Source organism: Paraburkholderia sp. TE9906, from assembly GCF_056279605.1.
In genome coordinates this window covers 479538-505700 of record NZ_JBWCCT010000004.1, presented here as the reverse complement: position 1 = coordinate 505700, position 26163 = coordinate 479538, and the positions used below count along the sequence as shown (strand labels likewise).

21 protein-coding genes are annotated in these 26163 nt (G+C 65.2%); 9 read left to right on the top strand and 12 right to left on the bottom strand.

Annotated features, from left to right (window positions below; translation table 11 throughout):
• Positions 1–2: 2 nt before the first annotated feature.
• The 4 genes from ACZ9H4_RS13220 to ACZ9H4_RS13205 form a co-directional block, all read right to left on the bottom strand.
• Entirely contained in the window at positions 3–1481 is a 1479-nt protein-coding gene (locus ACZ9H4_RS13220; RefSeq protein WP_476119240.1) for a TolC family protein, read from the bottom strand.
• The gene (locus ACZ9H4_RS13215; protein ID WP_476119239.1) at positions 1474–3576 is read right to left on the bottom strand and encodes a peptidase domain-containing ABC transporter; all 2103 of its coding nucleotides are present in this window, start codon (positions 3574–3576) and stop codon (positions 1474–1476) included. The genes ACZ9H4_RS13220 and ACZ9H4_RS13215 overlap by 8 nt, the downstream gene beginning before the upstream one ends.
• A gap of 2 nt (positions 3577–3578) precedes the next feature.
• Positions 3579–4772 carry a beta-barrel domain-containing protein gene (locus ACZ9H4_RS13210; RefSeq protein WP_476119238.1) on the bottom strand — a complete coding sequence of 398 codons (1194 nt, stop codon included), beginning with the start codon at positions 4770–4772 and terminating at the stop codon, positions 3579–3581.
• A 105-nt stretch (positions 4773–4877) separates the two neighbouring features.
• Entirely contained in the window at positions 4878–5735 is an 858-nt protein-coding gene (locus tag ACZ9H4_RS13205; protein WP_476119237.1) for a hypothetical protein, read from the bottom strand.
• A 67-nt stretch (positions 5736–5802) separates the two neighbouring features.
• Here ACZ9H4_RS13205 and ACZ9H4_RS13200 point away from each other — a divergent pair, with 67 nt between their 5' ends.
• Positions 5803–6381 carry a hypothetical protein gene (locus ACZ9H4_RS13200; protein ID WP_476119236.1) on the top strand — a complete coding sequence of 193 codons (579 nt, stop codon included), beginning with the start codon at positions 5803–5805 and terminating at the stop codon, positions 6379–6381.
• Between the two features lie 276 nt (positions 6382–6657).
• Positions 6658–7026 carry a COG4315 family predicted lipoprotein gene (locus tag ACZ9H4_RS13195; RefSeq protein ID WP_408140869.1) on the top strand — a complete coding sequence of 123 codons (369 nt, stop codon included), beginning with the start codon at positions 6658–6660 and terminating at the stop codon, positions 7024–7026.
• Positions 7027–7104: 78 nt separating this feature from the next.
• Here ACZ9H4_RS13195 and ACZ9H4_RS13190 read toward each other — a convergent pair whose 3' ends face one another.
• Together ACZ9H4_RS13190 and ACZ9H4_RS13185 are read right to left on the bottom strand one after the other, a co-directional pair.
• On the bottom strand, positions 7105–7371 hold the full coding sequence (locus tag ACZ9H4_RS13190; RefSeq protein WP_408140868.1) for a hypothetical protein: 267 nt from the start codon (positions 7369–7371) through the stop codon (positions 7105–7107).
• 109 nt (positions 7372–7480) lie between these two features.
• The gene (locus ACZ9H4_RS13185; RefSeq protein ID WP_476119235.1) at positions 7481–8569 is read right to left on the bottom strand and encodes a substrate-binding domain-containing protein; all 1089 of its coding nucleotides are present in this window, start codon (positions 8567–8569) and stop codon (positions 7481–7483) included.
• 134 nt (positions 8570–8703) lie between these two features.
• On the opposite strand from ACZ9H4_RS13185, the gene ACZ9H4_RS13180 reads away from it, so the two are divergent.
• Genes ACZ9H4_RS13180 through ACZ9H4_RS13165 form a run of 4 tightly spaced genes read left to right on the top strand, consistent with a single transcriptional unit; the run spans position 8704 to position 13977 of the window.
• Complete coding sequence (locus ACZ9H4_RS13180) at positions 8704–9189, top strand: NAD(P)H-dependent oxidoreductase subunit E (RefSeq protein WP_408323644.1); 486 nt, start codon at positions 8704–8706, stop codon at positions 9187–9189.
• Complete coding sequence (locus ACZ9H4_RS13175; protein ID WP_408152517.1) at positions 9186–10754, top strand: formate dehydrogenase beta subunit; 1569 nt, start codon at positions 9186–9188, stop codon at positions 10752–10754. The genes ACZ9H4_RS13180 and ACZ9H4_RS13175 overlap by 4 nt, the downstream gene beginning before the upstream one ends.
• Positions 10755–10768: 14 nt before the next feature.
• Entirely contained in the window at positions 10769–13714 is a 2946-nt protein-coding gene (gene fdhF, locus ACZ9H4_RS13170) for a formate dehydrogenase subunit alpha (RefSeq protein ID WP_476119234.1), read from the top strand.
• A gap of 8 nt (positions 13715–13722) precedes the next feature.
• A complete protein-coding gene (locus tag ACZ9H4_RS13165) occupies positions 13723–13977 on the top strand; it encodes a formate dehydrogenase subunit delta (protein ID WP_476119233.1) in 255 nt (84 codons plus the stop codon).
• Positions 13978–14127: 150 nt separating this feature from the next.
• Here the strand turns inward: ACZ9H4_RS13165 and ACZ9H4_RS13160 are convergent, their stop codons facing one another.
• Positions 14128–15852 (bottom strand): FAD-dependent monooxygenase, encoded by a 1725-nt coding sequence (locus ACZ9H4_RS13160; RefSeq protein ID WP_408152515.1) that lies wholly within the window; start codon positions 15850–15852, stop codon positions 14128–14130.
• Between the two features lie 192 nt (positions 15853–16044).
• Complete coding sequence (locus tag ACZ9H4_RS13155) at positions 16045–17244, bottom strand: cation diffusion facilitator family transporter (protein ID WP_476119232.1); 1200 nt, start codon at positions 17242–17244, stop codon at positions 16045–16047.
• Between the two features lie 292 nt (positions 17245–17536).
• On the opposite strand from ACZ9H4_RS13155, the gene ACZ9H4_RS13150 reads away from it, so the two are divergent.
• Positions 17537–19384 carry a tetratricopeptide repeat protein gene (locus ACZ9H4_RS13150; RefSeq protein ID WP_408140856.1) on the top strand — a complete coding sequence of 616 codons (1848 nt, stop codon included), beginning with the start codon at positions 17537–17539 and terminating at the stop codon, positions 19382–19384.
• Positions 19385–19606: 222 nt separating this feature from the next.
• On the opposite strand, the gene tcuC is transcribed toward ACZ9H4_RS13150, so the two are convergent.
• A complete protein-coding gene (gene tcuC, locus ACZ9H4_RS13145; protein WP_408140855.1) occupies positions 19607–20908 on the bottom strand; it encodes an MFS transporter in 1302 nt (433 codons plus the stop codon).
• 306 nt (positions 20909–21214) lie between these two features.
• Between tcuC and ACZ9H4_RS13140 the strand changes: the two genes are divergently transcribed.
• Both ACZ9H4_RS13140 and ACZ9H4_RS13135 read left to right on the top strand, forming a co-directional pair.
• On the top strand, positions 21215–21739 hold the full coding sequence (locus tag ACZ9H4_RS13140) for an N-acetyltransferase family protein (RefSeq protein ID WP_476119231.1): 525 nt from the start codon (positions 21215–21217) through the stop codon (positions 21737–21739).
• Between the two features lie 308 nt (positions 21740–22047).
• Positions 22048–23160, top strand: a complete 1113-nt coding sequence (locus ACZ9H4_RS13135; protein ID WP_476119230.1) for a hypothetical protein — start codon at positions 22048–22050, stop codon at positions 23158–23160.
• Between the two features lie 100 nt (positions 23161–23260).
• On the opposite strand, the gene ACZ9H4_RS13130 is transcribed toward ACZ9H4_RS13135, so the two are convergent.
• The 3 genes from ACZ9H4_RS13130 to ACZ9H4_RS13120 form a co-directional block, all read right to left on the bottom strand.
• Entirely contained in the window at positions 23261–24037 is a 777-nt protein-coding gene (locus ACZ9H4_RS13130) for a DUF2968 domain-containing protein (RefSeq protein WP_476119229.1), read from the bottom strand.
• A gap of 372 nt (positions 24038–24409) precedes the next feature.
• Positions 24410–24553, bottom strand: a complete 144-nt coding sequence (locus ACZ9H4_RS13125) for a hypothetical protein (protein ID WP_476119228.1) — start codon at positions 24551–24553, stop codon at positions 24410–24412.
• Positions 24554–24619: 66 nt separating this feature from the next.
• A complete protein-coding gene (locus ACZ9H4_RS13120) occupies positions 24620–26134 on the bottom strand; it encodes a gamma-glutamyl-gamma-aminobutyrate hydrolase family protein (RefSeq protein ID WP_408323636.1) in 1515 nt (504 codons plus the stop codon).
• Positions 26135–26163: the final 29 nt, after the last annotated feature.

Below are 26163 nucleotides of genomic sequence, written 5' to 3'. Positions count from 1 at the left end.
CTTCAAGGAGCCGCTGCAAGCGCCCTCTGCTGCGCGACGCGCAAGGCTTCGAACGGCGTCATCACTGGTGGCCCGTCGTTCGGCCCGGTCGGCGGCATGCTTTCAGGCGCAACGCTTCGGTCCGTTTTTTCCATGACGGCGTCGCGGTCCGCCGCGACCACCCCGCTTCCCTCCGCGCCAACCAGCAAACCATTCACCCGCGCGACCTCGTTCAGGTCCAGCGTCGCCGTCGCGGCTTTGAGCTGCAGCAACGCAACAATCGCCATGTAGCGTGCCCGAATCAGATCCCGGCGATTCGCGTAAAACGAATCCGCCGCGCGCAACACGTCGGTGCTCGTCCTGCTGCCCACCTTGTAGCCCACCTGCGTCGCGAGCAACGCGGCGTGCGAAGTCTGCGCGAGACGCGTCAGCGCGTCGACCCGTGTGACGCCGTCGTGAAAGCGCAACCAGCTTTCCCGCGCCGTCGCGCCAGCCAGCCGGGTTGCGCCGACCAGTTCGTCCTGCGCCTTGTCCTGAAGCGCCAGCGTTTCGTCGATGATCGCGTCCGTCTCGCCGCCCTCGAAAATCGGAATCGTCACCGACAGCATCGCCGTCGTGGTCGTCGTCGGACGGGAGTAGCCGGAGGCGGCGCCTGCCGGCGTATGGCTCGCCGTCAGGTTCACGACCGGCAGATTTCTCGCCCGCGCCTTCTCGACATCGAATTGCGCGATGCGCCGGTCGAGCTGCTTCAACTGGACCAGATAGTCGTGAGCTTCAGCCTGCGCGACCCAGCTGTCCTGGTTGTCGGGACTCAGGCGTGGCATCGGCACGGTATCCGACAACCGCGAGAGTCCTACGAACGGCTGCCCGGTGATCTGTTCGAGCGAGAGCCGCCGCAGTTGCAAATCGCTGCGGGCATCCAGTTGTTGCAGCTGTGCCTGTTCGCGCGCCGCCTCGGCCTCCTGCAAGTCGATCACGGTCGCCTCGCCCGCCGCCTGCCTGCGACGCAGCTGAACCATATGCTGTTCGAGCGCGGCCGTGTAGTCGTCGGCGCGCGCCCGTTCGTCTTCAGCGGCGAGTTCGTCGAAGTACGCGCGTACCGCCTGCAGCATGGCCGCTTGCTGCGCGCGCGCCGCATCGACCACGCCGCGCGCCCCGATCAGGTCGGCCTGCCGGTAGGCCGTCCAGCGGCCCCAGTCGAAGACAGGCTGCGACAGCTCAACGGTCCAGCCGTTCTGCCAGTAGCTGTCGCGTGGAAAGCCCTCGATCGCCGTGCGGTTGTATGCGCGCCCCCAGCCGCCCGACAGTTGTGGCAACAGCGCGGCGCGGGCTTTGGGCAGCGCCTGCCGTGCGGCCCGGGAGCCCGCGCGCGATGCAGCCAGGTCCGCGTCGTGGTCGGCGGCCTGAGCGGCGACAGTGAGCAGGTCGGCCGCCGCCACCGTAGTCGTCTGCGCGGCGCAGGCGAGCATGATCAGGAAGCCCGATACGGTGCGCTTATTCATCAGCCAACGCCTCGGCGCGCGCCTCGCACACCAGCTCACCTTCGACCAGCCGGTAGCGCGTGTCGAACGCCGCCGCGAGCGACATGTCGTGCGTAATGACCACGACCGTGCGGTCGATACGCTGCAGCAACGCCACGATCTGCCGCACCGACGCCGGATCGAGATTCGACGTCGGCTCATCGAGCAGCAGCAGTTCGCGCTGCTGGTACAGCGCACGCGCGAGCAGCAAACGCTGCCGCTGCCCGGCGGAAATATTGGCGATCGTGTCGCTGATCACCGTGCGTGTGCGCATCGGCAAGCGCATCACGTCGTGCAGCAGTCCGACGTCGTCGAGCAGCGCGTGGACGCGCGCTTCGTCCGCGTTGCCCGCGAACAGCGTCACGTTGTCCGCAATCGAGCCATGCAGGATCAGATCGCCCTGCCGCATATGCACGGCGTGACGGCGGATTTCGTCGACGGTGAGATTCGGCCACGCGATGCCGTTGAGCATGATCTCACCTTCCTGAAGCGGTTCGGCGGCTGCGAGCAGCTTGAACAGCGTGGACTTGCCGCTGCCCGACGCACCGGTGATCACGATCTTGTCGCCCTTCCTTATCACGATGTTCGCGTTCTTCAGCACGGGCTGATCCGACACGCCGTAGCGGAACGTGACGTCGCGCACGTCGATACGCTCGAAAGCGCGCACTTCGACGCTCTTGTGCAGATCGCCCGGCAGCGTGTAGCGCTCCGCGTCGCCGTCGACGATATCGCCGACCCGCGCGACCGGCACGCTGAGCATGAAGTACGCGAAGGCTGCGTTGATCGAGTTCGCAAAGCGCTCCGACAGCAGCGACTTGTAGATCAGAAACGAATAGAACACGCCGACCGAAATCGCGCCGCCGAGCATCAGCCGCGCGGCGAACCACGTGATCGCAATCATGTCCGCGTAGTTGACGAGCTTAAGGATCGCATCGCGCGCGCTGCCGAGGCGGCTGTTCTGCACAAGCGCCGCGAAATAGGCGCGGTACTTCGCCATGAAAATCGCCGTACGCCGCGTCTCGCCCTGCGAGAGCTTGATCAGCGACGCGCCGCGTATCGTCTCGATCAGCATGTCGTCGCAGCGCGCCGATTCTTCGAGCACGAGTGCGTGCGTATCGCGCATGCGCGTGAACAACGCAAACGACACCGCCACGTAGAGCACGAAAACCAGCAGCGCGATCGCGGTCAGCTGCGGGCTCTGCACCAGCATCAGGAGCAACGCGAGCAAACCGACCACGAGATCGATGCCAAGCGAAATCGCAGTGCGCGTCGCGTACACGCTGATCTCGTCCTGTGCCTTCACGCGCGCGAACAGATCGCCGACATGGCGCTTCTCGAAGTACGGAATCGGATTGCTCAGCAGCTTCGCGAGCAAACCCCCGGTCATATTCATCTGCACGAGGCCGTGCAGCAGTTCGACGAGGTAGGTCTGGATGTACTGGCTCAGCGCGCCGACGATGAAAATGCCGGAGAACGTCAGTACCAGCACGTTCAGCAGGTTCAGGTTGTCGGCGGCGACAACGTCGTCGAGCACGAGATTGCCGAGGTACGGCATCGCGAGAATCGCGAACTGGCTGCCGAGCGCAATGAACATCACCTTGACGATCTGCGCGCCGAGTTGCGGATTCAGCGCGCGCACCCGTGCGAGCGCCGCCGGCACCCGCGACTTGTTGCGCATGCGTGGCATGGCCGGCGTCGGCGCACATTCGAGCAGGAAGCCCGACACGTTGGCGACGAACGTGTCCATCGAAATGCGGCGCCGGCCCGTGGCCGGATCGATCACCTGCACGTAGCCGCGCCCGCACTTTTCGAACACGACGAAATGGGCGCCGCCGAAATGCATGATCGAACCGCGCTTTACGCTCGCCAGATCGCCGCTGCCGAAGCGGTACGCCTGCACCGCCAGCCCGTATTCGACCGCGACGTCGTACAGGTCCATCAACGTCAAACCGTTGGCCGAAATCGGCCTGAACGCCTGCAACTCGCGCACTTCGGTCGCCCGGCCGAAGTGCGACAGCACCATCGCCAGACAGGCGTAACCGCATTCGGCGACTTCGTTCTGATAGATCGCGCGCATCGTCAGCCTCGCAGCACACGGAACAGCGGTGCGAGCACCCATTCGGCGACGGTGCGGCGCTCGATCACGATGCTCGCCGTCGCCGCCATGCCCGGCAGAATGTCGAAGCGTTGCCGCTCGAAGTGGAACGTGTCGCCGCTCAGTGTGGCCCACGCCATGTAGTCGCCGTCAGGACTGCTCGGCTCGGACGCGCCTGCCGGCGACATCGCCGAGCGCACCGTGGTGCGGGAAATCGAATCGATCCGCGCGGGGTAGCTGCCGAATTTCGCGTACGGAAACGCGTCGAACTTGAGTCGCACGATCTGCCCTTCACGCACGAACCCGCGCCGGCGCGACGGAATGCGCAGTGCGGCGCGCAACGCACCCTTCTCGCCGGTCGAGATGACGAGCGCGACGTCGTCGGGCGCGAGAGTGCGTCCGGGCACGAGACCCGAATAGGTCACCACGCCGGCTTTCGGCGCGGAGATCGTCGCGTCCTGGCGGGTCTGTTCGAAGCGCATGCGAATGTCCTGTAATTCGCGTGCGTGACGCGCGTCCAGTTCGTTGAGTTGCGCGGCAAGACCCGTTTGCGTACCGACCGCCGTGCCCAGATCCGCGTCGAGTTGCTGACGGCGCGCCGCACTTTGCGCGAGCGCGACTTTCGCCTGATGGGTGTCGGCGCTCGCCTGCTCGATCCGGTCGGCGGTGATGTAGTCGGCCACCGACACGAGCCGCGTCAGCTTGCGGCCGGCTTCGTCGGCGAGCGCGCGATTCTGCGCCAGTTGTTCGTCGAGCGCGGAGATTTCCGCGCGACGGCTTTGCACAGTGAGCCTCGCAGCATTCAGTTGCGCGGCCAGATCGGTCTTGCGCTGAAGGTATTGCGCGTCGCTCGTGCTGATCTGTTCGTCGCGGTCATGTTCGTCGAACGCTTTGCGTTGCAGGCCGTTGCTCGCGAGCGAGAGATCGCGGTCCAGGCGAAACAGCGGCGCGCCCTGCGCCACACGCGCCGAGCGATTCACGTAGATGTCCGACACGAGGCCGCTCAGCCCCTGAATCTTGATTTCGGACGGCGAAACGATTTCCGCCCGCACGTCCTGCTTCAGTTCGACGTCGTGGACGAACGCGAACACGATGGCGGCGCTCACGAGCGCGGAGCTCGCGTACGCGATCCAGCGCCATGAGACGTCCCTGAACTGGGGGAGATTGATGGGTTCCATAGCGTGATTGCAGCCCGGCGCCGGCCGGTGTTGTTATGAGTTCCGCCGCATCGGCCCGTCTGGGCGGACGTTGTGTGACGCGGCCACCGGGCCGGGTGGTGACTTTCAGCGGACCGGCGCGAACGCGTACATCGACGGATGTCCTGATACGAGCCAGTCGGGATAGTTGTCGAGCGCCGCGCTTTCGATGTAACCGGCGAGCCATTGCGGAGCGTCAGGAGCAGCAAGCGGCAGCGGCTCGAACAGTTCGGCGCTGAACCGGCCTTGCCGGAAACGCAGATAGAACGGCAGCAGCATCGCATCGAACGGCGCGCCCAGACGGAACACGCCGTTGTGAATGCGCGCGTTGCGGCCGAAGATCGACACGCCGACGGTTTCCATCGGATAGCGGTGCAGCGTGAACGGCGGCACGTCGGCGAACAGCACCGCGACGCCGTTGCGCCTCAACGTCCTCGCGACACGCAGGCCAAGACCGCCGCGGTCGTCGTCGCCATAGGTGTAGAGCACAGTCACGCTGGGGATGAGCATCTGGTCGTCGCCGTACATGTCGCGTGGCACGCCGGACACGACGGAAATCGATTCGAGCCCCAGCATTTCCCGCAATGCGTCGATCACATAAATGTTCGCGTATTGCGACACGTAGTGAAACGGCGACACGATCACGGGACGCCCCGGTACCTCCGCCTGCAGTTGCCGGATTCTGGCGGCGAGCGCCGCTGCAACGCGTTGCAGGTCCGGCCATTCCTCGCGGCCGCGTAACAGGCGGCCGTAATAGATCCGCTTGTCGATCAGGCTTTCACGCAAGCTGCCGGACGAAACCTGGGTCGTGCTAAACGGCGCCAGCCCCAGCACCTCGCTGCCGATCTCGCAGCGTGAAAGGCCGTTCCAGCGCGCACGCACGTCGACGAGACTGCGAGCTTTCCATACGGCAGCGGCAAACGGTTCGATAGCGGAAGCCGGCATACGGGCGATTAATCCGCCTTGCAGCCTGCGCCTAGCGCGCGCCACCCCGTTGCGCAGCGAAGCCAGCATGACTAACGCGGCGGCCCACCATCCCATGTTTCACTCCACGTTGATGCGAAAAGCCGGAGCGGCCCATGACGAGCGCCCCGGCACACCAGGCTATTACGCCTTCACGACCGGCTTCGATGCAGCCGGCGTCGAGCACGTGTTCTTGCAGCAGCCGCCTGCAACAGCGGATTTAGCCAGATCATTGCGATTGATTTTTTGCATTTCAAAATACCTATTGAGTGGTTATCAAATTCGCCCGCGAACTAAACCCCGGTTCGTCGAGCTACGCGAATATTATCACCGGGATTTATTCAGAGGCGACTATTTGCGTTTTTTCACACTTTTGCTTTATATTCACCAAGACTTCTCCGCGATTATCATATTTTCAATATCGCGCGAGCACCGGCACCCCTCAAATTTCACCGCAACCCCTTTCCACACGGTGCAATCCACGCCTCACACCCGTCAGGTCACCTGGTTGCCGGCACCATTCATACGTTCTCCCGCCCCGGCTAACTCGTTACACCTATATAAATGCAATCATCAATTTATTCCGACCACGAAAATCAATTATCTAAAATATGCATTTTCACAATAACAAAAAAGAAAATTCTCAATACACTCATGAAAATTCACAGCCACTTTAATGGACCAAACAAATCATCTCGGCGCAATCGGACCATACGAAAAGAATAAGGCTCGAAATCCGAAAAGCACTCGCGACCCATCTCAACAATCGCGCCCCATACGGAATACGCAACCGCGCCCATCCGTTTATTGCTGGCAGGCACACCGGCAGCCGGCCAGATTCCGCCCGCTGCCTATACTCCAACCACATGCAGCCAACCACGTTGTCAACACAGGAGCCCGCATCATGCGCAAGACGATCCTTTTCCTCGCCCCGCTCGTACTGGTCGCGCTGCAACAAAGCGCGTTCGCCGACCCGCCCAAGGTGAACAACGGCCGCTTCGTCAACGCGGACGGCATGACGCTCTATACGTTCGACAAGGACACCACGCCCGGCGTAAGCGCCTGCACAGGCGGCTGCATGAGCAACTGGCCCGCGGCTACGGCGGGCCCGACGGACAAACCGTCAGGCGACTGGACGCTGATCCCCAGCGCCGACGGCAAGAAGCAATGGGCGTACAAGGGCCATCCGCTCTATCTCTACGCGGCGGACAAGCAGGCGGGGGATGCGAAGGGAGAAGGCTTCAAGGACATGTGGCACACGGCCAAGCCCTGAGCGTGAGTAGCGGCCGATCGAACATCGGCCGTGAAACGGCGGCGCCGGGGCAAGCCCGGCGGCGCCTTGCGCGCAGCGTTATTCGTCTTTAGGACATTGCAGATTGCAGCCGTTCGGATCGCCCATGTCGCCGCGCTTACGCATGGCCGATTTCTTGCCGGACTGATATTTGTCCGACGGCGCGGACGCGGCAAACGGCATTTGCGGATGTTCGGCAAGACGGAACTGATCTTGCAGGATACCGCCCGGCACGCCGGGTGAATTCTGTGCAAACGCGACCGAGGCGGTAGCGAGCAGCACGCCCGCCGTCGCGGCGGCAGCACATGCGTGGAGAAGAGCTTTCATATCGAGTCAGCGCGGCGTGGCGCGCGGTTAAGGCGGAAGCGGAAGTTGAGAGAGTAGCCGAAACGGCGGCGATCCGCAGCGCCGCAGGCAGCCCGAAGTTTACAGCCTCTTACGCCAGCGCGTCGGGGGATCCGGCGAGGCCGGTGGCGAGATCGACGAGCTTGCCGCAGCCGCGCGGATCGTAGCCGTCGAGATGCTCGACGTTATGTCGAAACGCGCTGCCACGCAACAGGCCGATCACGGTGGCGAGCGGCGTGCGTTCGAGACTCGCGCGGTCGCAAGCGAAATAATAGTCCTCGTCGACGATCGGAATGAAGTCGAGCCCGAAGTGATGCGCCGCGGGCTCCACGCCGAAACCCACATCCGCCATGCCGCTTGCGACGAACGCCGCGATCGCCGAATGCGTGAGTTCGGTCGACGCATAGCCGTTGACCCGGTCCGGATCGATGCCGAGCTGGCGCAGCGCGAGATCGAGCAGGATGCGCGTGCCCGAGCCCGGCTGACGATTGACGAAGCGAATGTCGTCGCGTGCGAGATCGCGGAGTCCGTCAATCCGTTTCGGATTGCCCTTGCCGATGAACAACCCCTGCTTGCGCCGCGTGAGATGCACGAGCACGTGGCGCTGCGGATCGAGCCAGCGCCGGTACGTGTCGGCGCACGCCGCGCGGAACTCGCCGAGCGGCAGGTGAAAGCCCGCGAGATCGCACTCGCCGCGTGCGAGCGCGCTGACGGCGTCCGCGCCGTCGCGGTATTTGATGTCCACCGGCAGTTCGCTTGCGACCAGCGCCGTCACCAGCGTGGCCACCGCGTAGCCGTGCGACGCATGAATCCGCACGTCGTCGGCGAGCGGCGCGAGCCAGCGGTTCAGGTCGCTCGCCACTTCGCTCGCGAGCGCCTGCATGTTGCCGTCGAGCCGCTCGCCGCACAGACGCTGCGCGCGCAGGACCGCCTGCCCGAGTTCGGAGAGCACCGAGCCGCGGCCCCGCTCCTTCGCGATCAACGGACCGCCCAAACGCTCTTCGATATTGCGCAGCAAACCCCACGCGTGCCGGTAGGACAAACCCTTAAGCGTCGCCGCCTGCGCGATGCTGCCCGATTCGTCGACGAGCGCGAGCAGCGGCACCAGGTCCGACAAGCTGGCCTCGCGGCCGTCCGCACCCTTCACCACCAGCTGTGCCTGGCATTCGATCCTGATCATATATGTTCAACTATTTCCTATTGCGCGAGCCGATTTGCCCGCCTATCGTTCGGCTATACCATACTGAATAGACGAAGCATAAGTGCACAATTTATGAATAACAAGTGCATATATGACTTTTGGAGGAGCCCCCTTTGACCGATTCCCTCACTATCGTGCCGGATCAACTCGTGCAGCGTCACGCGCGTCCGGGTATGTCGCTGCTTGCGGTGTTGCATGCGATTCAGGATGAACTCGGCTACGTGCCGCCCGGCGCGGTTGCGCCGCTCGCGCGTGCGCTGAACCTGTCGCGTGCCGAAGTGCACGGCGTCATCACCTACTACCATCACTTCCGCAGCGAGCCCGCCGCGCCGGTCACCGTGCAGCTGTGCCGCGCGGAAGCGTGCCGCAGCATGGGCACCGAAGCGCTCGCGCAGCACATCGAGGCGCATACCGGTTGCCGCTTCGACGCTGGCCATCAGCCTGGCGCGACGGTGGAGCTGGAATCGGTGTATTGCCTCGGTCAATGCGCGCTGTCGCCGGCGATGATGGTCAACGGCACCTTGCACGCGAGGGTCACGCCGCAGAAATTCGACGCGCTCTTCGCCGCCGCCAGCAAATGCGTGGAGGTGCCGGCATGACGCGCATCTACGTTCCCCGCGATTCGTCAGCGCTCGCGCTCGGCGCCGATGCCGTGGCGCAGGCCATTGAAGCCGAAGCCGCGCGCCGCGGCATCGAGATCGAGCTGGTGCGCAACGGTTCGCGCGGCCTGCTGTGGCTCGAACCGCTCGTCGAAGTCGCCACCGCCGAAGGCCGCATCGGCTATGCCAACGTCGAGGCAGGCGATGTGGCCGCGCTGTTCGACGCCGGCTTCGTCGCGGGCGGCGCGCATGCGCGGCGCGTCGGCGTGGTCGACGAGATTCCGTATCTGAAGAAACAGCAGCGCCTGACCTTCGCGCGCATCGGCATCACCGATCCGCTGTCGATCGACGACTACGTCGCGCACGGCGGCCTCGAAGGCCTGCGTCAGGCGCTGCAAACCGACGGCGACGCCGCCTGCGCCGCGCTGATCGAATCCGGCCTGCGCGGGCGCGGCGGCGCCGCGTTCCCGGCCGGCATCAAATGGCGCACGGTGCGCGGCGCGCAAGCGGCGCAAAAGTACATCGTCTGCAATGCCGACGAAGGCGACTCGGGCACCTTCTCCGATCGCCTCGTGATGGAAAGCGATCCGTACATGCTGATCGAAGGCATGATCATCGCGGGCGTCGTGACCGGCGCGACAGTCGGCTACATCTATGTGCGCAGCGAATATCCGCATTCGATCGCGACGCTCGAAGCGGCCATCGCCCGCGCGCGCGCCGCCGGCTGGCTCGGCGACAGTGTGCTCGGCGAGCGCGCGCATCGCTTCGAACTGTTCGTCGCGAAAGGCGCCGGGTCATACGTCTGCGGCGAGGAAACCGCGCTGCTCGAATCGCTCGAAGGCAAGCGCGGCATCGTGCGCGCGAAGCCGCCGGTGCCGGCGCTCGCGGGCCTGTTCGGCCAGCCGAGCGTGATCAACAACGTGATCACGCTCGCCACCGTGCCGATCATCTTCGCGCGCGGTGCGGCGTTCTATAAAGACTTCGGCATGGGCCGCTCGCGCGGCACGCTGCCGTTCCAGCTGGCCGGCAACGTCAGGCAAGGCGGCCTCGTCGAGCTCGCGTTCGGCGTGACGCTGCGCGAACTGCTCTACGACTTCGGCGGCGGTACGGCAAGCGGCCGGCCGGCGCGTGCCGTGCAGGTCGGCGGCCCGCTCGGCACGTATCTGCCCGAGAGCCAGTGGGACATTCCGATGGACTACGAGGCGTATGCGGCGGTCGGCGCGGTGGTCGGCCACGGCGGTCTCGTCGTGCACGACGACACGTCGAATCTCGCCGAGCTCGCCCAATACGCGATGCACTTCTGCGCGATCGAATCGTGCGGCAAGTGCACGCCGTGCCGGATCGGCTCGACGCGCGGCGTCGAAGTGATCGGCCGGATTCGCAACGGCGACACATCCACGCGCCAGGTGCAGTTGCTGCGCGACCTCTGCGACACCATGGTGTCCGGTTCGCTGTGCGCGATGGGCGGCATGACGCCGTTCCCGGTGCTGTCCGCGCTCGACCATTTCCCCGAAGACTTCGGTCTCGCCGACGTAACCCACAGCGTGCCCAAGGCCGCGGCCTGACCCAGGAGCTCACCATGTCCGACATGATCAACTCTCCCGCCAGCGGCTGCGGCTCAGGCAACTGCGCGTGCAAGTCGCAGGCGCAGCAGCGCGCCACCCGCTCCTTCCTCGACGACACCGACTACGGCACGCCCGCGCGTCACGCCGACGTCGACGTCACGCTCGAAATCGACGGCCAGGCGGTCACGGTGCCCGCCGGTACTTCGGTGATGCGCGCCGCCGCCGAAGCCGGCGTCAACGTCCCGAAGCTCTGCGCGACCGATTCGCTCGAACCGTTCGGCTCGTGCCGGCTGTGTCTCGTCGAAATCGAAGGCAAGCGCGGCTATCCCGCGTCGTGCACGACGCCGGTCGAAGCGGGTATGAAGGTCCGCACGCAAACGGAGCGTCTGCAGTCGCTGCGCCGCAACGTGATGGAGCTGTACATTTCCGACCACCCGCTCGACTGCCTCACCTGCCCCGCCAACGGCGACTGCGAGTTGCAGGACATGGCGGGCGTGACCGGCCTGCGCGAAGTGCGCTACGGCTTCGACGGCGCGAATCACCTGAAGGACAAGAAGGACGAGTCGAACCCGTACTTCACCTACGACCCGTCGAAGTGCATCGTCTGCAATCGCTGCGTGCGCGCGTGCGAGGAAACGCAAGGCACGTTCGCGCTGACCATCGCCGCACGCGGCTTCGAATCGCGCGTGGCGGCCAGTGAGAACCAGCCGTTCATGGACTCGGAGTGCGTGTCGTGCGGCGCGTGCGTCGCCGCGTGCCCGACCGCGACCCTGCAGGAGAAGTCCGTGATCATGCTCGGCCAGGCCGAGCATTCGGTCGTCACCACCTGCGCGTATTGCGGCGTCGGCTGCTCGTTCAAGGCGGAGATGAAGGGCAATCAGGTCGTGCGGATGGTGCCGCACAAGAACGGCCAGGCCAACGAAGGCCACGCCTGCGTGAAGGGCCGCTTCGCGTGGGGCTACGCGACGCACAAGGACCGCATCACGAAGCCGATGATCCGAGCGAAGATCACCGACCCGTGGCGTGAAGTCAGCTGGGAAGAAGCGATCAGCTATGCCGCGTCCGAATTCCGCCGCATCCAGGAGAAGCACGGGCGCGATTCGATCGGCGGCATCACGTCGTCGCGCTGCACGAATGAGGAAACCTATCTCGTCCAGAAGCTCGTGCGCGCCGCGTTCGGCAACAACAACGTCGACACCTGCGCGCGCGTGTGCCACTCGCCGACCGGCTATGGCCTGAAGACGACGCTCGGCGAATCGGCGGGCACGCAGACGTTCGCGTCGGTCGATAAGGCCGACGTCATCATGGTGATCGGCGCGAATCCGACCGACGGCCACCCGGTGTTCGGCTCACGTATGAAGCGCCGCGTGCGCGAAGGCGCGAAGCTGATCGTCGTCGATCCGCGGCGCATCGATGTCGTCGATACGCCGCACGTGAAGGCGTCGCATCATCTGCAATTGCGGCCGGGCACCAACGTGGCCGTCGTCAACGCGCTCGCGCATGTGATCGTCACCGAAGGTCTGCTGAACGAAGCATTCATCGCCGAGCGTTGCGAAACCCGAGCGTTCGGGCAATGGCGCGATTTCGTCGCGCTGCCGGAGAATGCGCCGGAAGCCACCGAGGCAATCACCGGCGTGCCGGCGCAGCAGGTGCGCGAAGCCGCGCGCATCTATGCGACGGGCGGCAATGCCGCGATCTACTACGGCCTGGGCGTCACCGAACACGCGCAAGGTTCGACGATGGTGATGGGCATCGCCAACCTTGCGATGGCAACGGGCAATATCGGCCGCGAAGGTGTCGGCGTGAATCCGCTGCGCGGCCAGAACAATGTGCAGGGTTCGTGCGACATGGGTTCGTTCCCGCACGAACTGCCGGGCTATCGCCATATCAGCGACACGGTCACGCGCACGCTGTTCGAAGACGCCTGGAACGTCACGCTGCAGCCGGAACCCGGCCTGCGCATTCCGAACATGTTCGACGCCGCCGTGCACGGCACCTTCAAGGGCCTCTACTGCCAGGGCGAAGACATCGTGCAGTCGGACCCGAACACGCATCATGTGTCGGCGGCGCTGGAGTCGATGGAATGCATCGTCGTGCAGGACATCTTCCTCAACGAGACCGCCAAGTATGCGCACGTGCTGCTGCCCGGTTCGTCGTTCCTCGAAAAGGACGGCACCTTCACCAATGCGGAGCGCCGCATCTCGCGCGTGCGTAAGGTGATGCCGCCGCTTGCGGGTTACGCCGACTGGGAAGCCACGATCCTGCTCTCGCGCGCGCTCGGTTATGAAATGGACTACACGCATCCGTCGCAGATCATGGACGAGATCGCACGTCTCACGCCGACTTTCCACGGCGTGTCGTATCAGAAGCTCGACGAACTCGGCAGCATCCAGTGGCCGTGCAACGAGAACGCGCCGGACGGCACGCCGACCATGCACGTCGATGCCTTCGTGCGCGGCAAGGGCCGCTTCGTGATCACGAAGTTCATTGCGTCGCCGGAAAAAGTCACGCGCAAGTTTCCGCTGCTGCTCACGACCGGCCGCATCCTGTCGCAGTACAACGTGGGCGCGCAAACGCGCCGCACCGAGAACTCGCGCTGGCACGACGAGGACCGGCTCGAAATCCATCCGCAGGACGCCGAGGACCGCGGTATCAGGAACGACGACTGGGTCGGCATCGAATCGCGCGCGGGACAAACCGTGTTGCGCGCGAAGGTGACCGAGCGCATGCAGCCGGGTGTGGTCTACACGACGTTCCACTTCCCCGAATCAGGCGCTAACGTGATCACCACCGATAGCTCGGACTGGGCGACCAACTGCCCGGAATACAAGGTGACCGCGGTCCAGGTGACGCCGGTCGAACAGCCTTCGCAATGGCAGCAGGACTACTCGCGCTTTAACAGCGAGCAGCTCGATCTGCTGCAGCAGCGCGAGCTGGCCAATACGACATCGGGCAAGTGAGGCGAGCGATGGACACTCAGAACCTGATCGACATGGCGAACCGGATCGGCGACTTCTTCGAGTCGATGCCGGACCACGAAGAAGCGCTCAGCGGGGTCGCCGATCATATTCACCGCTTCTGGGAGCCGCGCATGCGGCGCGCGCTGCTGGCAGCGCTCGACGAGGCGCCCGATGCGAACGGCATCGCGCTGTCGGCCTTCGTCAGGGAGGCGCTCGTCAAGCATCGCGAGGAATTGACGCCTGCGGCGGCTTCGACGGTTTAGGTGGTTTGGACGGTGGCCGCTGCTTGACGGATCAGGCAGCGGCGAATTCACGATTCGCTCTCCGCTCTCTCACATTTCACGCACCGCTGCTTTCGCGACGCTCTGCCATCTCTTCCTGGCAAGAACGCGGAAAACCAACGACGGCTCACCTCACAGCGCCGCCTGTTCCGGTATCTCGCCCCCTACCGCGAACCACGCTTCGCAATGCCGCAGCAAGCCGTGCAAATCTGAGCCGGTGCGCCCGCGCGCACCGATATAGCCATCCGGCCTCACCAGATAGAACGACGGTCGCGTGCGTCCATACGATTCGGACAACGCCGGCCCGCCGTCGCCGGTCGTATCGGTGATGCGCCAGATCCGCACCGCGCCCGGCAGCAGGCGCTCGACTTCGGCGGCGAGCCGCTCCAGTTCCGGGTCCGGCGGCGGCGCATGTTTGGCGGCCGGATCGAGCGGCGTATCGTCGACGGGCAGCGGCGGCACCAGCAGGAACAGCGAGAAGAACGCCGGATCGTGCAGATCGAAAATGCAGCCGACACCCGGCGCGCGGCCAAGCGGCCCATCGACCACATGCACCAGCGCGTCGGGCGCGCGTTCGCCGGCGCGCGGGCCGCCGTCGAGCACCCGCTCGAGCGTGAGCGGACTACGCCGGTACTGGATCGACAACTCGCTGATGGTCAGGCGCGCGGCATCGCGCAGCGGACCCAGCGCGGCGAGCACCGGCATCGCGCGTTCGCGCAGCAGCTTGAGCGGCCCGTGATCGGCCTCGGCCATCTGCGTGATGAAGCCGGTCTGCCGCAGCACGTCGCGCTCGATCGGATGCCGTTCGAGGTGGTAGGTATCGAGCAGCCGGTCCGGCGCCGCGCCTTTCAGCACGCTCGCAAGCTTCCAGCCGAGATTGAACGCTTCCTGAATGCCGGTGTTCATGCCTTGCGCGCCGGCCGGACTGTGCACATGCGCGGCGTCGCCGGCGAGGAAGATGCGCCCGACGCGCAGCCGCTCCACCATCCGGCTGTTCAGATGGAAATACGAGGACCACGCGAGATCCGACACGTCGACGCGTTCACGCACGCGCCGCGCGATCAGCGCCTTGCATTGTTCGAGCGATGGCGCGGGCACCCGGTCGAGCGGCGGCTCGCCGAGCACTGCGGGTGTGGGAGGCGAGGCGACCGCGGCCGGTTCGATCGCATGATCCGCGATCAGCCGATGCCGGCCGTGCCCCATCGGAAACAGCGCGACGAGGCCTTCGCCCGATGCAAAGATGTGGAACTCGTCATCGGGCCACGCGGTTTCGGCGTGCAGATCGGCGAGCAGGAAGGTCTGCTCGAAGGTCTTGCCCTCGAAGCTCAGGCCCAGCCGATGACGGATCGCGCTGTGCGCGCCGTCGGCGGCGATCATGTATGACGGGCGCATCGTTTCGGTGTGGCCGTCGGCACGACGCAGCGTCGCCTGCAGGCTGGCGGAGCCCTGCGAGAACATCGTCAGTTCGACGCCCCGCTCGATCGTCACGCCCAGGGTGGCGAGATGTTCGGTGAGCAGGCGCTCGGTCACGGACTGGTCTAGAAACAGCAGATACGGATAGCGCGTGTGCAGCGGATCGAAATCGAGTTGCGCGAGCCGCATGCCGTTCGAAAAAAGATTGGCGATGCGCGCGCGATGACCGAGTTCGAGAAACGGTTCGATCAGCCGATGCTGTTCGAGCAGTTCGAGCGTGCGCGCCTGAATGCCGATGGCCCGCGAATACGGGTTCGGCTGCATCGCTTTGTCGATCAGACGCACGGGAATATGGGCACGCGCGAGACTCATCGCTGCGGCAAGTCCGGTGGGACCCGCCCCGACGATCAGCACCGGCGACGCGTCGTAGGCTGCAGCGTCCATGCGGCACTCCGGAGACAACAATGCACTCTAGTGTACGCCGCCGATAATGGGGGCGGCAGTGCGCTGCGTCATTCGGGAGGCTGTGGAAGGGGCGGACGGCGCTCTGTCGATGACGTTCCCGGCGCGACTTTTTTGCGCTATCGCTCTACATGACGCAGTCCAGCCGCATCCCCCCGTTGCACACAGCCTGAATCAATGCGCGTGCGGTGCGTGGTCGAGCGCGCAACGATGCTCGGTCGTGCCGAGGTCGACTTGCAGCGTCGCGTGCTGCATCGAAAAACGCTCGCGCAACGCGCCGACGATCCGGTCGAGCGACTCGTCGCCGGGATGGCCCGCCGGTATCACCAGATGCGCGCTGAGCGCGTTGCCGGTAGTCGACAGCGCCCACACGTGCAGGTCGTGCACGTCGACCACGCCGGGTTGCGCGGCCAGATATTCGCGGATGCGTTGCAGATCGATGCCGGGCGGCACGGCGTCGAGCGCGAGGCGCAGCGAATCGCGCAGCAGGCGCCAGGTGCCCGCCACCACGACCGCGACCACGACAAGGCTCATCAGCGGATCGAGCCAGAGCCAGCGGGTGTAGAGAATCACGAGGCCGCTCACCGCGACCGCCGCCGAAATGCCGGCATCGGCGGCCATGTGCAGGAAGGCGCCGCGAATGTTGAGGTCGTCCTTCTGGCCGCGCATGAAGAGCCACGCGGACACACCGTTCACCACCACGCCCACGGTCGCGACGACGAACACCGCGAGCCCGGCCACCGGCGCCGGGTTCATCAGGCGCCCGATCGCCTCGGCGACGATCACGCCGCACGCGAACAGCAGCAGCCCCGCGTTGACGAGCGAGGCGAGGATCGACGAACTGCCGTAGCCGAACGTATAGCGTGCCGAGGGACGACGTGTGGCGAGCCATGCCGCGCCCCATGCGAGCAGCAGGCCGAGGACGTCGGAGAGGTTGTGGCCCGCGTCGGCGAGCAGCGCGGTGGAACGCGCGAGCACGCCGTAGATCGCCTGAATCACGACGATCGCGATGTTCAGCGCGACGGCGATGGCGAAGGCGCGGCCATGGCCCGCGGCGGGGATGTGGTGGTGATGGTCGTGGCCGGCGTGGGTGTGGTTGCCGTGAGTGTTGCTGGTCTGGCCGGGGTCGCTGTGATCGTGGTCCGTGTGATTGTGATCACTGTGGTTGTGATCGCCATGCGCGTGACCGCTATGCGCGCTGCCGGGGTCGCCGCCCTGGACGTTCCCGGCACGGGCACCACCCTCACCGTTTTCATCACGAAGGCCGTCCGCCCCGTCCCGCCGACGCGCACCGGCGACATGCGCAGATCCACACGTGCTCCGCTCCTGCGCGAGTCCTTCATCCCCCAGACCCACCGAATCGTTGTTCTTCATGACATATCCAGAGAATAGTCGCCGGGCAGGCGAAGCAACCCAACCAGCGGGCACGCCGGTCGCGGCCGTACGCTCCGCGCCACCGGCCGGCGCAGACACAAACCCGGCACGAAAGCCGTGCCGCAACCCGCCGAAAAATCCGCCACGCACACCTCGAGTCGATGCATCGCAGCAAAACCCATGCACAGGTATCCAGATGCTATAGAGGGTAAGCAAACCGGTCAAACCGGAGCGCGGTCCGGCGAGTGTGGGAAAATGCGGCCTCTGCCTCACCCGAATGCCATCCCCCGTCATGCAACCTGTATTTGACCGCGCTTTCGCGGCGCATCGTGACGGCCGCCTCGACGACGCCGAACGCGGCTACCGCGCGACGCTCGATGGCAATCCCACGCACGTCGACGCGCTGCACCTGCTGGGCGTCCTGCGCCATCAGCAAGGCCAGCACGCCGAAGCCGCCGCACTCGTGCGGCGCGCGGTGAACCTGCGCCCGGAAGACGCCGCGCTGCAGCTGAATCTCGGCAACGCGCTGAAGGCGCTCGGCCAGATCGACGACGCGATCGAACAGTTCCGCAACGCGCTGACGCTCGCGCCGTCCTTCCCGATGGCGCACTACAACCTCGGCAACGCGTACGCGTCGCAGGGTCGTCACGAAGACGCCGCCGACGCGTTCGAACGGTCGCTGCGCCTGCAACCGGACGACGCGTCGTCGCACAACAATCTCGGCAACGCGCTGCACGCGCTCGGGCGCCACCCGGAAGCCATCGCGTCGTTCCGGCGCGCGCTCGAACTGCGCCCCGGCCATGCCGGCGCGCTGAACAACATGGGCATGGCGCTGAACGCGCTGGGCCGCGCGAACGAGGCGATCCCCTGCTTCCAGGCGGCACTCGCCGCCGAGCCGCGGTTCGTCGCCGCGCACTTCAATCTTGCCAATACATTCGATGCCACCGGTCGCCATGCCGAAGCGGTCGCGTCGTTCGAGGCCGCGCTGAGCTTCCAGCCGAACCTGCCGCCCGCCATCTACGGGATGGGCAACGCGCTCGCGGCACTCGGACGCCACGCGCAGGCGCTGCCGTATCTGGAACGCTCCGTCGGCCTCGATCCGCAATTCGCGCTCGCGTGGCTGAGTCTGGGCACCGCGCATCAGGCGCTCGGCGCGCCCGCGCGAGCCGTGCGCGCGTTCGATCAGGCGCTGCGGCTGCGCCCCGACCTCGCCTCGGCGCACATGAACCGCGCGCTCGCGTGGCTCACCCTGCGCGACTTCGCACGCGGGCTGCCGGAATACGAATGGCGGCTGCAGACCGTCGCGCAGCCGGTCATCCAGACGCTGCCGCGCTGGCACGGCGAGCCGATCGAACAACGCACGTTGCTGATCCACGCCGAGCAGGGTTTCGGCGATACGCTGCAGTTCGTGCGCTTCGTCCCGCTCGCCGCGCAGCGTGCTGCGCGCGTGGTGCTCGAAGTGCAGCCGCCATTGCTGCCCTTGCTCGCGCCCGCCGCGCAGGCCTGGCGCGTGACGCTGATCGCCCAGGGCGCGCCGCGCCCCGCCGCCGATCTGCAATGCCCGCTGCTGAGTCTGCCGCTCGCGCTCGGCACGAGCTTCGACACCATCCCGGCCCGCACGCCTTATCTCGACGTGCCGCCCGCATACGGCCGCAAGTGGCGCGGCTCGCTCGGCGGCCAGGCCAAACGCAAGATCGGCCTCGCGTGGTCGGGACGCATCCAGCAGAACGAAACGCGTTCGATGCCGCTCGCCGCGCTCGAACCGCTGTTCGCGCTCGACGGCATCGACTGGATCGTGCTGCAGCCCGATCTGAGCGCCGACGAACGCGCGACGCTCGACGCGCATCCGCGCGCGGCATCGATCCATCGGTTCGACGCGCGGATCGGCGACTTCGCGGACACCGCTGCGATCATCGGGCGGCTCGACGCGGTGGTGTCGATCGACACGTCCATCGCTCACCTCGTCGGCGCATTGCGCAAGCCGCTCTGGCTGATGCTGCCGTTCGCGGCGGATTGGCGCTGGTTCGAGGGCGAGGCGCGCAGCCCGTGGTATCCGGGCGCGACCCTCGTACGTCAGCCACGGCCCGGCGCATGGGACGAAGTCGTCGATGTGGTGGCGAGCGAGTTGCGCAAAGGCTAGCGCGCGCAGTGTTGAACGCGAGCCGCGAGCCGCGTGGGGGCGCCGGGCACGCAGGGACGCATGCAAAGCGCGGCACCGCACCGCAAGCCACCGGCAGCAGGCAACCCGCAGAACAGCACTGCATTGCAGGCACCCCGTCACGTTCAGCAATAAAAAACCCCGCGCTCTCACGAACGCGGGGTTTTTCTTTAACCCGTGCAACCGCAGCGCGGCCGCGAAACCTCAAGCCGCCCGATACTGATTGCGCGACTCCGGCGTCCGATACAGAAACAGCGTCGCGATCAAGCCGCAGATCGCCGCCACGCCGAGGACCAGACCCGGCGCCGCCTTGTTGTTCGTGACGTGAATCAGCAGTGTCGCGATCGCCGGCGTGAAGCCGCCGACCGTCGTCGCCAGGCTGTACGCGAGCGAGAAGCCCGCGGTGCGCACTTCGACCGGCATCACCTCGGTCAGCGCCACCACCATCGCGCCGTTATAGCTGCCGTACAGGAACGACAGCCACAACTGGACGGCCAGCAGGCGCGCGAACGACGGCTCGGCGACCAGCCATTGCAGCGCCGGATATGCGGTGACGATCGTCAGGATCGTGAACGCGAGCAGCACCGGACGGCGGCCGATGCGATCCGACAGCGCGCCCGCGACCGGCAGCCAGACCAGGTTCGACAGCCCCACGCAGACGGTGACGACGAGCGTGTCGATGGCCGACAGCTTCAGCACTTCCTTGCCGAAGGTCGGCGTGTAGGCGGTGATCATGTAGAACGACACCGTGGTCATGATGACCATGCCCATGCCGCCCAGCACGATGCCCCAGTTGGTGGCCATCGACTTCATGATCTCGCTCATGCTCGGACGATGCTTGCGCGCCTTGAACTCCTCGGTTTCCTTCAGCGAACGGCGGATGATGAACAGGAACGGCACGATCAGGCAGCCGATCAGGAACGGCACGCGCCAGCCCCAGGCGGTCATCTGGTCGGCGGGCAGCAGCTTGTTCAGCGTCACGCCGATCAGCGCGGCGAACACCACGGCGACCTGCTGGCTGCCCGACTGCCACGAGCAATAGAAGCCCTTGTTGCCCTTGGTCGCGATCTCCGACAGATACACGGACACGCCGCCCAGTTCGACCCCGGCGGAGAAGCCCTGCAATAGCCGGCCGAGCAGCACGAGCACCGGCGCGACGAGGCCGATGGTCGCGTAGCCCGGTATCGATGCGACCGTGAGCGTGCCGAGCGCCATCAGGCCGAGCGTGAGGATCAGGCCTTTGCGGCGGCCGTGATGATCGATATAGGCGCCCAGCACGATCGCGCCGATCGGCCGCATCAGGAAGCCCGCGCCGAACACCGACAGCGCCAGCATCAGCGACGCGAATTCGTTGCCGCTGGGGAAGTAGGTCTTGGCGATCGCCGAGGCGTAGTAGCCGTAGACCATGAAGTCGTACATCTCAAGAAAGTTGCCGCTGACGACGCGGAACACTGTCTTGACCTTGGATTCTTCCTGAACGGGAAGGGTGGGAGAGGCTGTGGACATGAAATTCTCTAATAGGCCCGTCGCCGTGACGCGATGACGGCGGGCAGTTGAAACGATCCGCCGCGCAAAGGCAAACGGAGGCCGCAGGCAAACGGTAAGGAAAGGCCGCGCCGGAGGGCGCAGCATTATCCAGGTGTATGTATTGACGCGGAATCAGGGCAAACCTTGAGACTCATGCGCAAGCCGCGCCAGGTAATGTTACCGTTGATGGCGCTGTTGCGAAACGCATACAGTTTGCTTACGAACGATGCGGGCATTCATCGCGGTAAACTGTTCGGCCCCTGCACTTGCGTTGATCATCAGCTGATGCGAACCCTCCCCGCTCTTTCGTTGCGCCCCGCCACCATCGACGACGCCGCGCTGATCGCGTCGATTCACAGCGCCAGCTGGCAAGCCACTTATCGCGGCCTGCTGCCCGACGCGTTCCTCGATGGCGAAGTCACCCGCGAGCGCGCCGCTTATTGGGAAGCACGGCTCGGTGCGCCGGGCGGCGAACGCCGCATCGTGCTGATCGCCGAGCAGGCGGGCGAGCCGATCGGCTTCGTCTGCGTCGAACGGCAACCGGAATCCACGTGGGGCGTGCTGCTCGACAATCTGCATGCGCTGCCGGGCTATCAGGGCATCGGTGTCGGCAACCTGCTGATGCGCGCCGCTGAAGACTGGGCGCGCGCGCAAGGCGAGGCGCAGTTGTATCTGTACGTGCTCGAAGGCAACACGCCGGCGATCGGATTCTATGAGCGGCAGGGCTGGCAGTTCGTCGGCGCCGAACCGGATCATATGGGCGGTGTGGATATCACCGCGCTGCGCTACGTGTACCGCTTGAAGCGATAAGACGGCGAGCACGGGGACTGGCCGTCGCGGTTGGATCGGCCGAGGCCCGGGACGCAGTGTCCCCATTTTTCGGAGCGGTCTGATTTCCGGTATGACTACGGCCCGTCATCATCGCGTGTAGTCGAGGGCTTGACCGGTTGGCGCGTATGCATCCGGTCATGTGTTCCTCGTGAATAGGCTTGCTGATGATCGCGTCGACGTGCGGTATGCATGCAAGGCGTTTCTATCTGCATCGCCGCAAGCCTAAGTCCCTACCTATCCCCGCAGCCGCCAACGGCGGCCCCATTACGAGGCGCCGGAACAGACCGATGTCCACTATTCCGTTCACCCTGATCGAAGGCGCGATCGCGATGCCGCGCCTGCGTCCGCTCGATCGTCTGCCGACGCCCTTCGGCCGTGACTGGACGCTTCTTCCGCCGGGTCAAAGCTGGCGCTCCGAAATCAAGGCGCTCTATGCAGCGGTGCTGCGTACCTTCTGCATGAGCGACCAGGCCATCCTGTCGTTTTGCAGATGGGTGCCGCTGAATGCACGGCGCGCTGCTGGCGCAGTTGCTTCGACTGCAACAGTAACAGCGACGCGTGCGACGACGGTGTTTCACCCTACGCGCGAAGAAACTCCGCATGGCGGCGCTGAGGCCGGCGCGCTGCCGATGGTCGAGGGACCTGTGTTCGTGTCCATGTCGCGTGGTGTTCCGCCACATTGGAAAGCGTTCGCGGGTGGCGCATGCGCACTCAGCGGCGCCGCGCTACTCGCATGGATTGCGTTCGATCATCTGGCGCATCGCCAGATGATCGCCGTTGAGAAACCCGTGGTCACGGCAACCGCCAACCGCGTTGCGCCCCCGGCGCAGCGTCGCGTGCCTGCTGCGGTTACTGCGCGGGAACCTGCTGGCGGTGGCGCAGTTAAAGCGTGGGCTCGAAGCGCGACATCGGCGCATGCGGAGCGTGCATCTTCAGCCGCCCGCTCCACTTATGCGCCTGCGTCCAGCGCAACGCAAGCAGTGGCGGCGCCGCGTGTCGCAAGTAGCGATGCCGTCTCACGCCGCCACACGCTTCACGAAGCGGCCGACAGGCGGCGGGAGAAAACACGCGCTCATCTCACGCGCAGTACAGCGGCAAATCCGCTATCACTCGTTGCACCCATGGCCGACGAGATGCAGCACCTCACCGTCCCGCCGATCGCGCAACGAACCTCGCCCGCACCTTCCATCGCGGGCAGTTACTCGCCGTCCGCACCAGCACGACTCGGCATCGACGAATACGCCGACGTGAAGATGTCCGCCGCCACGCACCTGCGCGATATCGCGCCGCCGTCCCATCCTGCTGCGTCGAACCACTCGCCGGCCGGCAGCGGGACGGAATGGATGAATCACATGTCGCAGCGTCGCGTGACCGAGGTTCCGGATCAATTCGCGAAGTGAAGCGCCGAGGTGCCGCCACCCACCGCCAGCAGAAACCGGCGAAAAAAAGCCCGGCTGCTCATTCGTAGCCGGGCTTTATTCCGATCACAACGCCGCTATTTCACCGTGACTTCCGGCTCGACAATCCGCTTTGCGGCGGCAGTCCACTTTGCGTCGGCAAACCGAATTCCGTCTGCCGCTGCAATTGCATCACTTCGTTCTGTACAGCAAGCAGCTGCGCCTGCGCGCGTTCCTTTTCCGCGTGCAATGTGACCGCCTCGCCTTGCGTTTGCCGCTGGTAGTCATCGACCTTGGCCTGCTGCGCACGCGCGACAGCCAGATCGGCCTGCAAGCGTTTCGCGCGATCCTGCGACGTCGCGACGATGTCTTCGATGTACGCCTTTTGCGCCTGTAACTGCACACGGCGAATTTCGACATCTGCGAGTTGCACTGTCTGCTGCGCAAAACCCGCGTAGATCGCTTCCGCGCGATCCACGTTCTCGGACTTGATCACGCGCCAGAAATGTTTGTCCTGAAATAACGCGATGTAGTACGTCATCTCTTGCGGGTAGAAGAACAGACTCGCGCCGTAACTGCCGTTATATGTGGTGCGCAGTTCGCTCAGCTTCGCGTCGTGAATCATCTGCATCAATTCGGCGACGTTGCCTTGCGCGTCGCTGGCCGAGTTCGCTGCGTCCGATGCGGACGGTGTGTCCACCCGCGCATCGGCGAGAGCGGCCCCGTCAGGCTGCGGCGTCAACGCGCTGATTGCCGGCCGCATACCCGCAATCAGCGCGGCCTCTTCGCTTTGCGCCGCGAGCGCCAAACCGGCATGCGACAGCAGTGCGCATGAGACCGCGAGCAGCATGGCACGCCGTATTATTAAGAGATGCTTCATACCTGCTTGCTCCATCCAGATCCCAAGACAGCCGCAGATTATCGCGCGGATTTGCCGTGAAGCGAAGCACTCAAATGCCGCCTGACACGGCTTCAAATTGAGATAAATCGACGGCGAAGGAATCCGGACAAGCGAAGCGCGCAATCAGGAAATAAACGCTTCAGGATAGGACCAAAACGTAGCAAACCATCTCGCGCAGAAGTTTCCGAACTTGCCATTGGATTTGCACGAATCCAACTGCGAGCGGGTTTCAATATTGCGATAGATGGCGGGATCTGTCTCTCAAAATTGACTCATGATCGGAGTCCTTATTGTCCTGGCAAAGAGAGGCTGACGAACTCGAACACGGGTGATCGCATCAGTCACGCGAGGTCACGCAACACCAGCCGCCAGGAAAATGCAGAAGGAAACCGCAAGAAGAAAACGGAGGGAAATAGCGCGGACCGAATGCCGCGCGAAGCGCACCGCCGCATCAAGCGGCGGCGCGTCAACCAGATTGACTTCGGGAAACAGCATCCCACCGACACCCGCTCCCCTCCCAGGCCACGCACAAAAACGCGAGCCCGGCAAACGCAAAAATCGTCAAAACCGCGTTTCCCGCGCTACCCGCAAAAACGTATCGAGCAGCGGCGTGCAATCGAGCAACTCCGGGCCGCCCGCGCGATGAAACTCCGGATGCCATTGCACCCCCATCACGAACGGCGCACGCCGGTAGCGCACGGCTTCGATGATGCCGTCCGTCGCCGACACCGCCTCGATATTGAGATCGCGCCCGAGCGTCTTCACCGCCTGATGGTGAATCGAGTTGACGATCGCATCGCGCCGGCCGGGGAACATGTTGACCAGCGTCGAGCCGTCCGGAAAGTGAATCCCGTGCCGATGCTGATCGTAGTTCTCGTTGACGTGCGCGCCCGCGGTCGGAACATCGGTCGCGATGTCCTGATACAAGGTGCCGCCGAACGCCACGTTGATCAGTTGACAGCCGCGGCACACGCCCAGCACCGGCTTGCCCGACTCGACGAACTCGTGCAGCAATTCCAGCTCGTACATGTCACGCACGCGGTCGCCGGGCCACTCGTGGCTGGTTGCCTCTTCCGCGTACGTCTGCGGAGAAACGTCGGCGCCGCCTTGCAGCAGCAGGCCGTCGAGATGCTTCGCATAGTCACGCAAGCGGATGTTGCTCGGATGCAGCATGCCCTGATGACCGACCGTCGGAATCATGAACACCAGCACGTCGCGCGACATCACCCAGTGCGCGATCGATTCTTCGAGGTACTGCAGCGTCTTGCCGCGCAGCCCTTTCGCGCCCGGTTCCGGATGGAAGATGCGCGCCGACACGCCGATGCGCAGCGTGCGCTGCGTGATCCGCTGCCCCGCGCGATCGAACAGCTGACGCGCGCGCGCCGCGATGATGCGGCCGAACACGGTCCACGCCGAATCGTTCTGCTTCAGATAACGCGGCGGCGAGGGCGGCAGCGCATTGGGCGGCGGCGGATTGGTCGCGCTGAAATCGGGCGCCGCGCCGAAGCCGGGCGGCGGCGCGCCGGCCGGGCGCGAGGTGGAAGTGTCGGCCTGTTCGGCGGCGTTGTCGTCGGTTGTCGAGGCCGGCGTGGTCAAGTCGCCGGCCAGCGGCGCGCTGCTCGCGAAGGTCGGCGCGCTCCTGGTGTTTGTCGTGCCTGCCGCGCTCTTCGTGCCTTTCATGATGCCGGGCTGCGCCGCAGGCGCGCCCGCATGGCGCGCCTCGCGCTCATGCACTTCGGCTTCCTGCCTGGCCGTCGATGCCGCGGCCGAACTACGCGCCTCGGCCGCATCACGCTGGCGGGCTGTTTGGGGATCGGTGGGCGTCACGGTCGACGCGCTCTCGGGGTCGTCTGTGGACGAGCGCGCGGCCGCCTCTTCGGCAGCCGGCGTCACGTCCTTCATCGGCGACTGGATCGCATCTTCATGCGAGGGAGGTAGCGAAGCCGCCGGTTCGGGCGGCGTGGTGCCGGGTTTCGACGCGCCGGGCGTCGCTTCCGGCGGCACCGGCGTTGGCGACGCCGAAGGCGACGATGGGCTGCCGGGCTTGCCGGCGTTGTCGGGTTTATTTTCGCTCATGACAGTCAGACAGGCGCCTTCCACGCGAA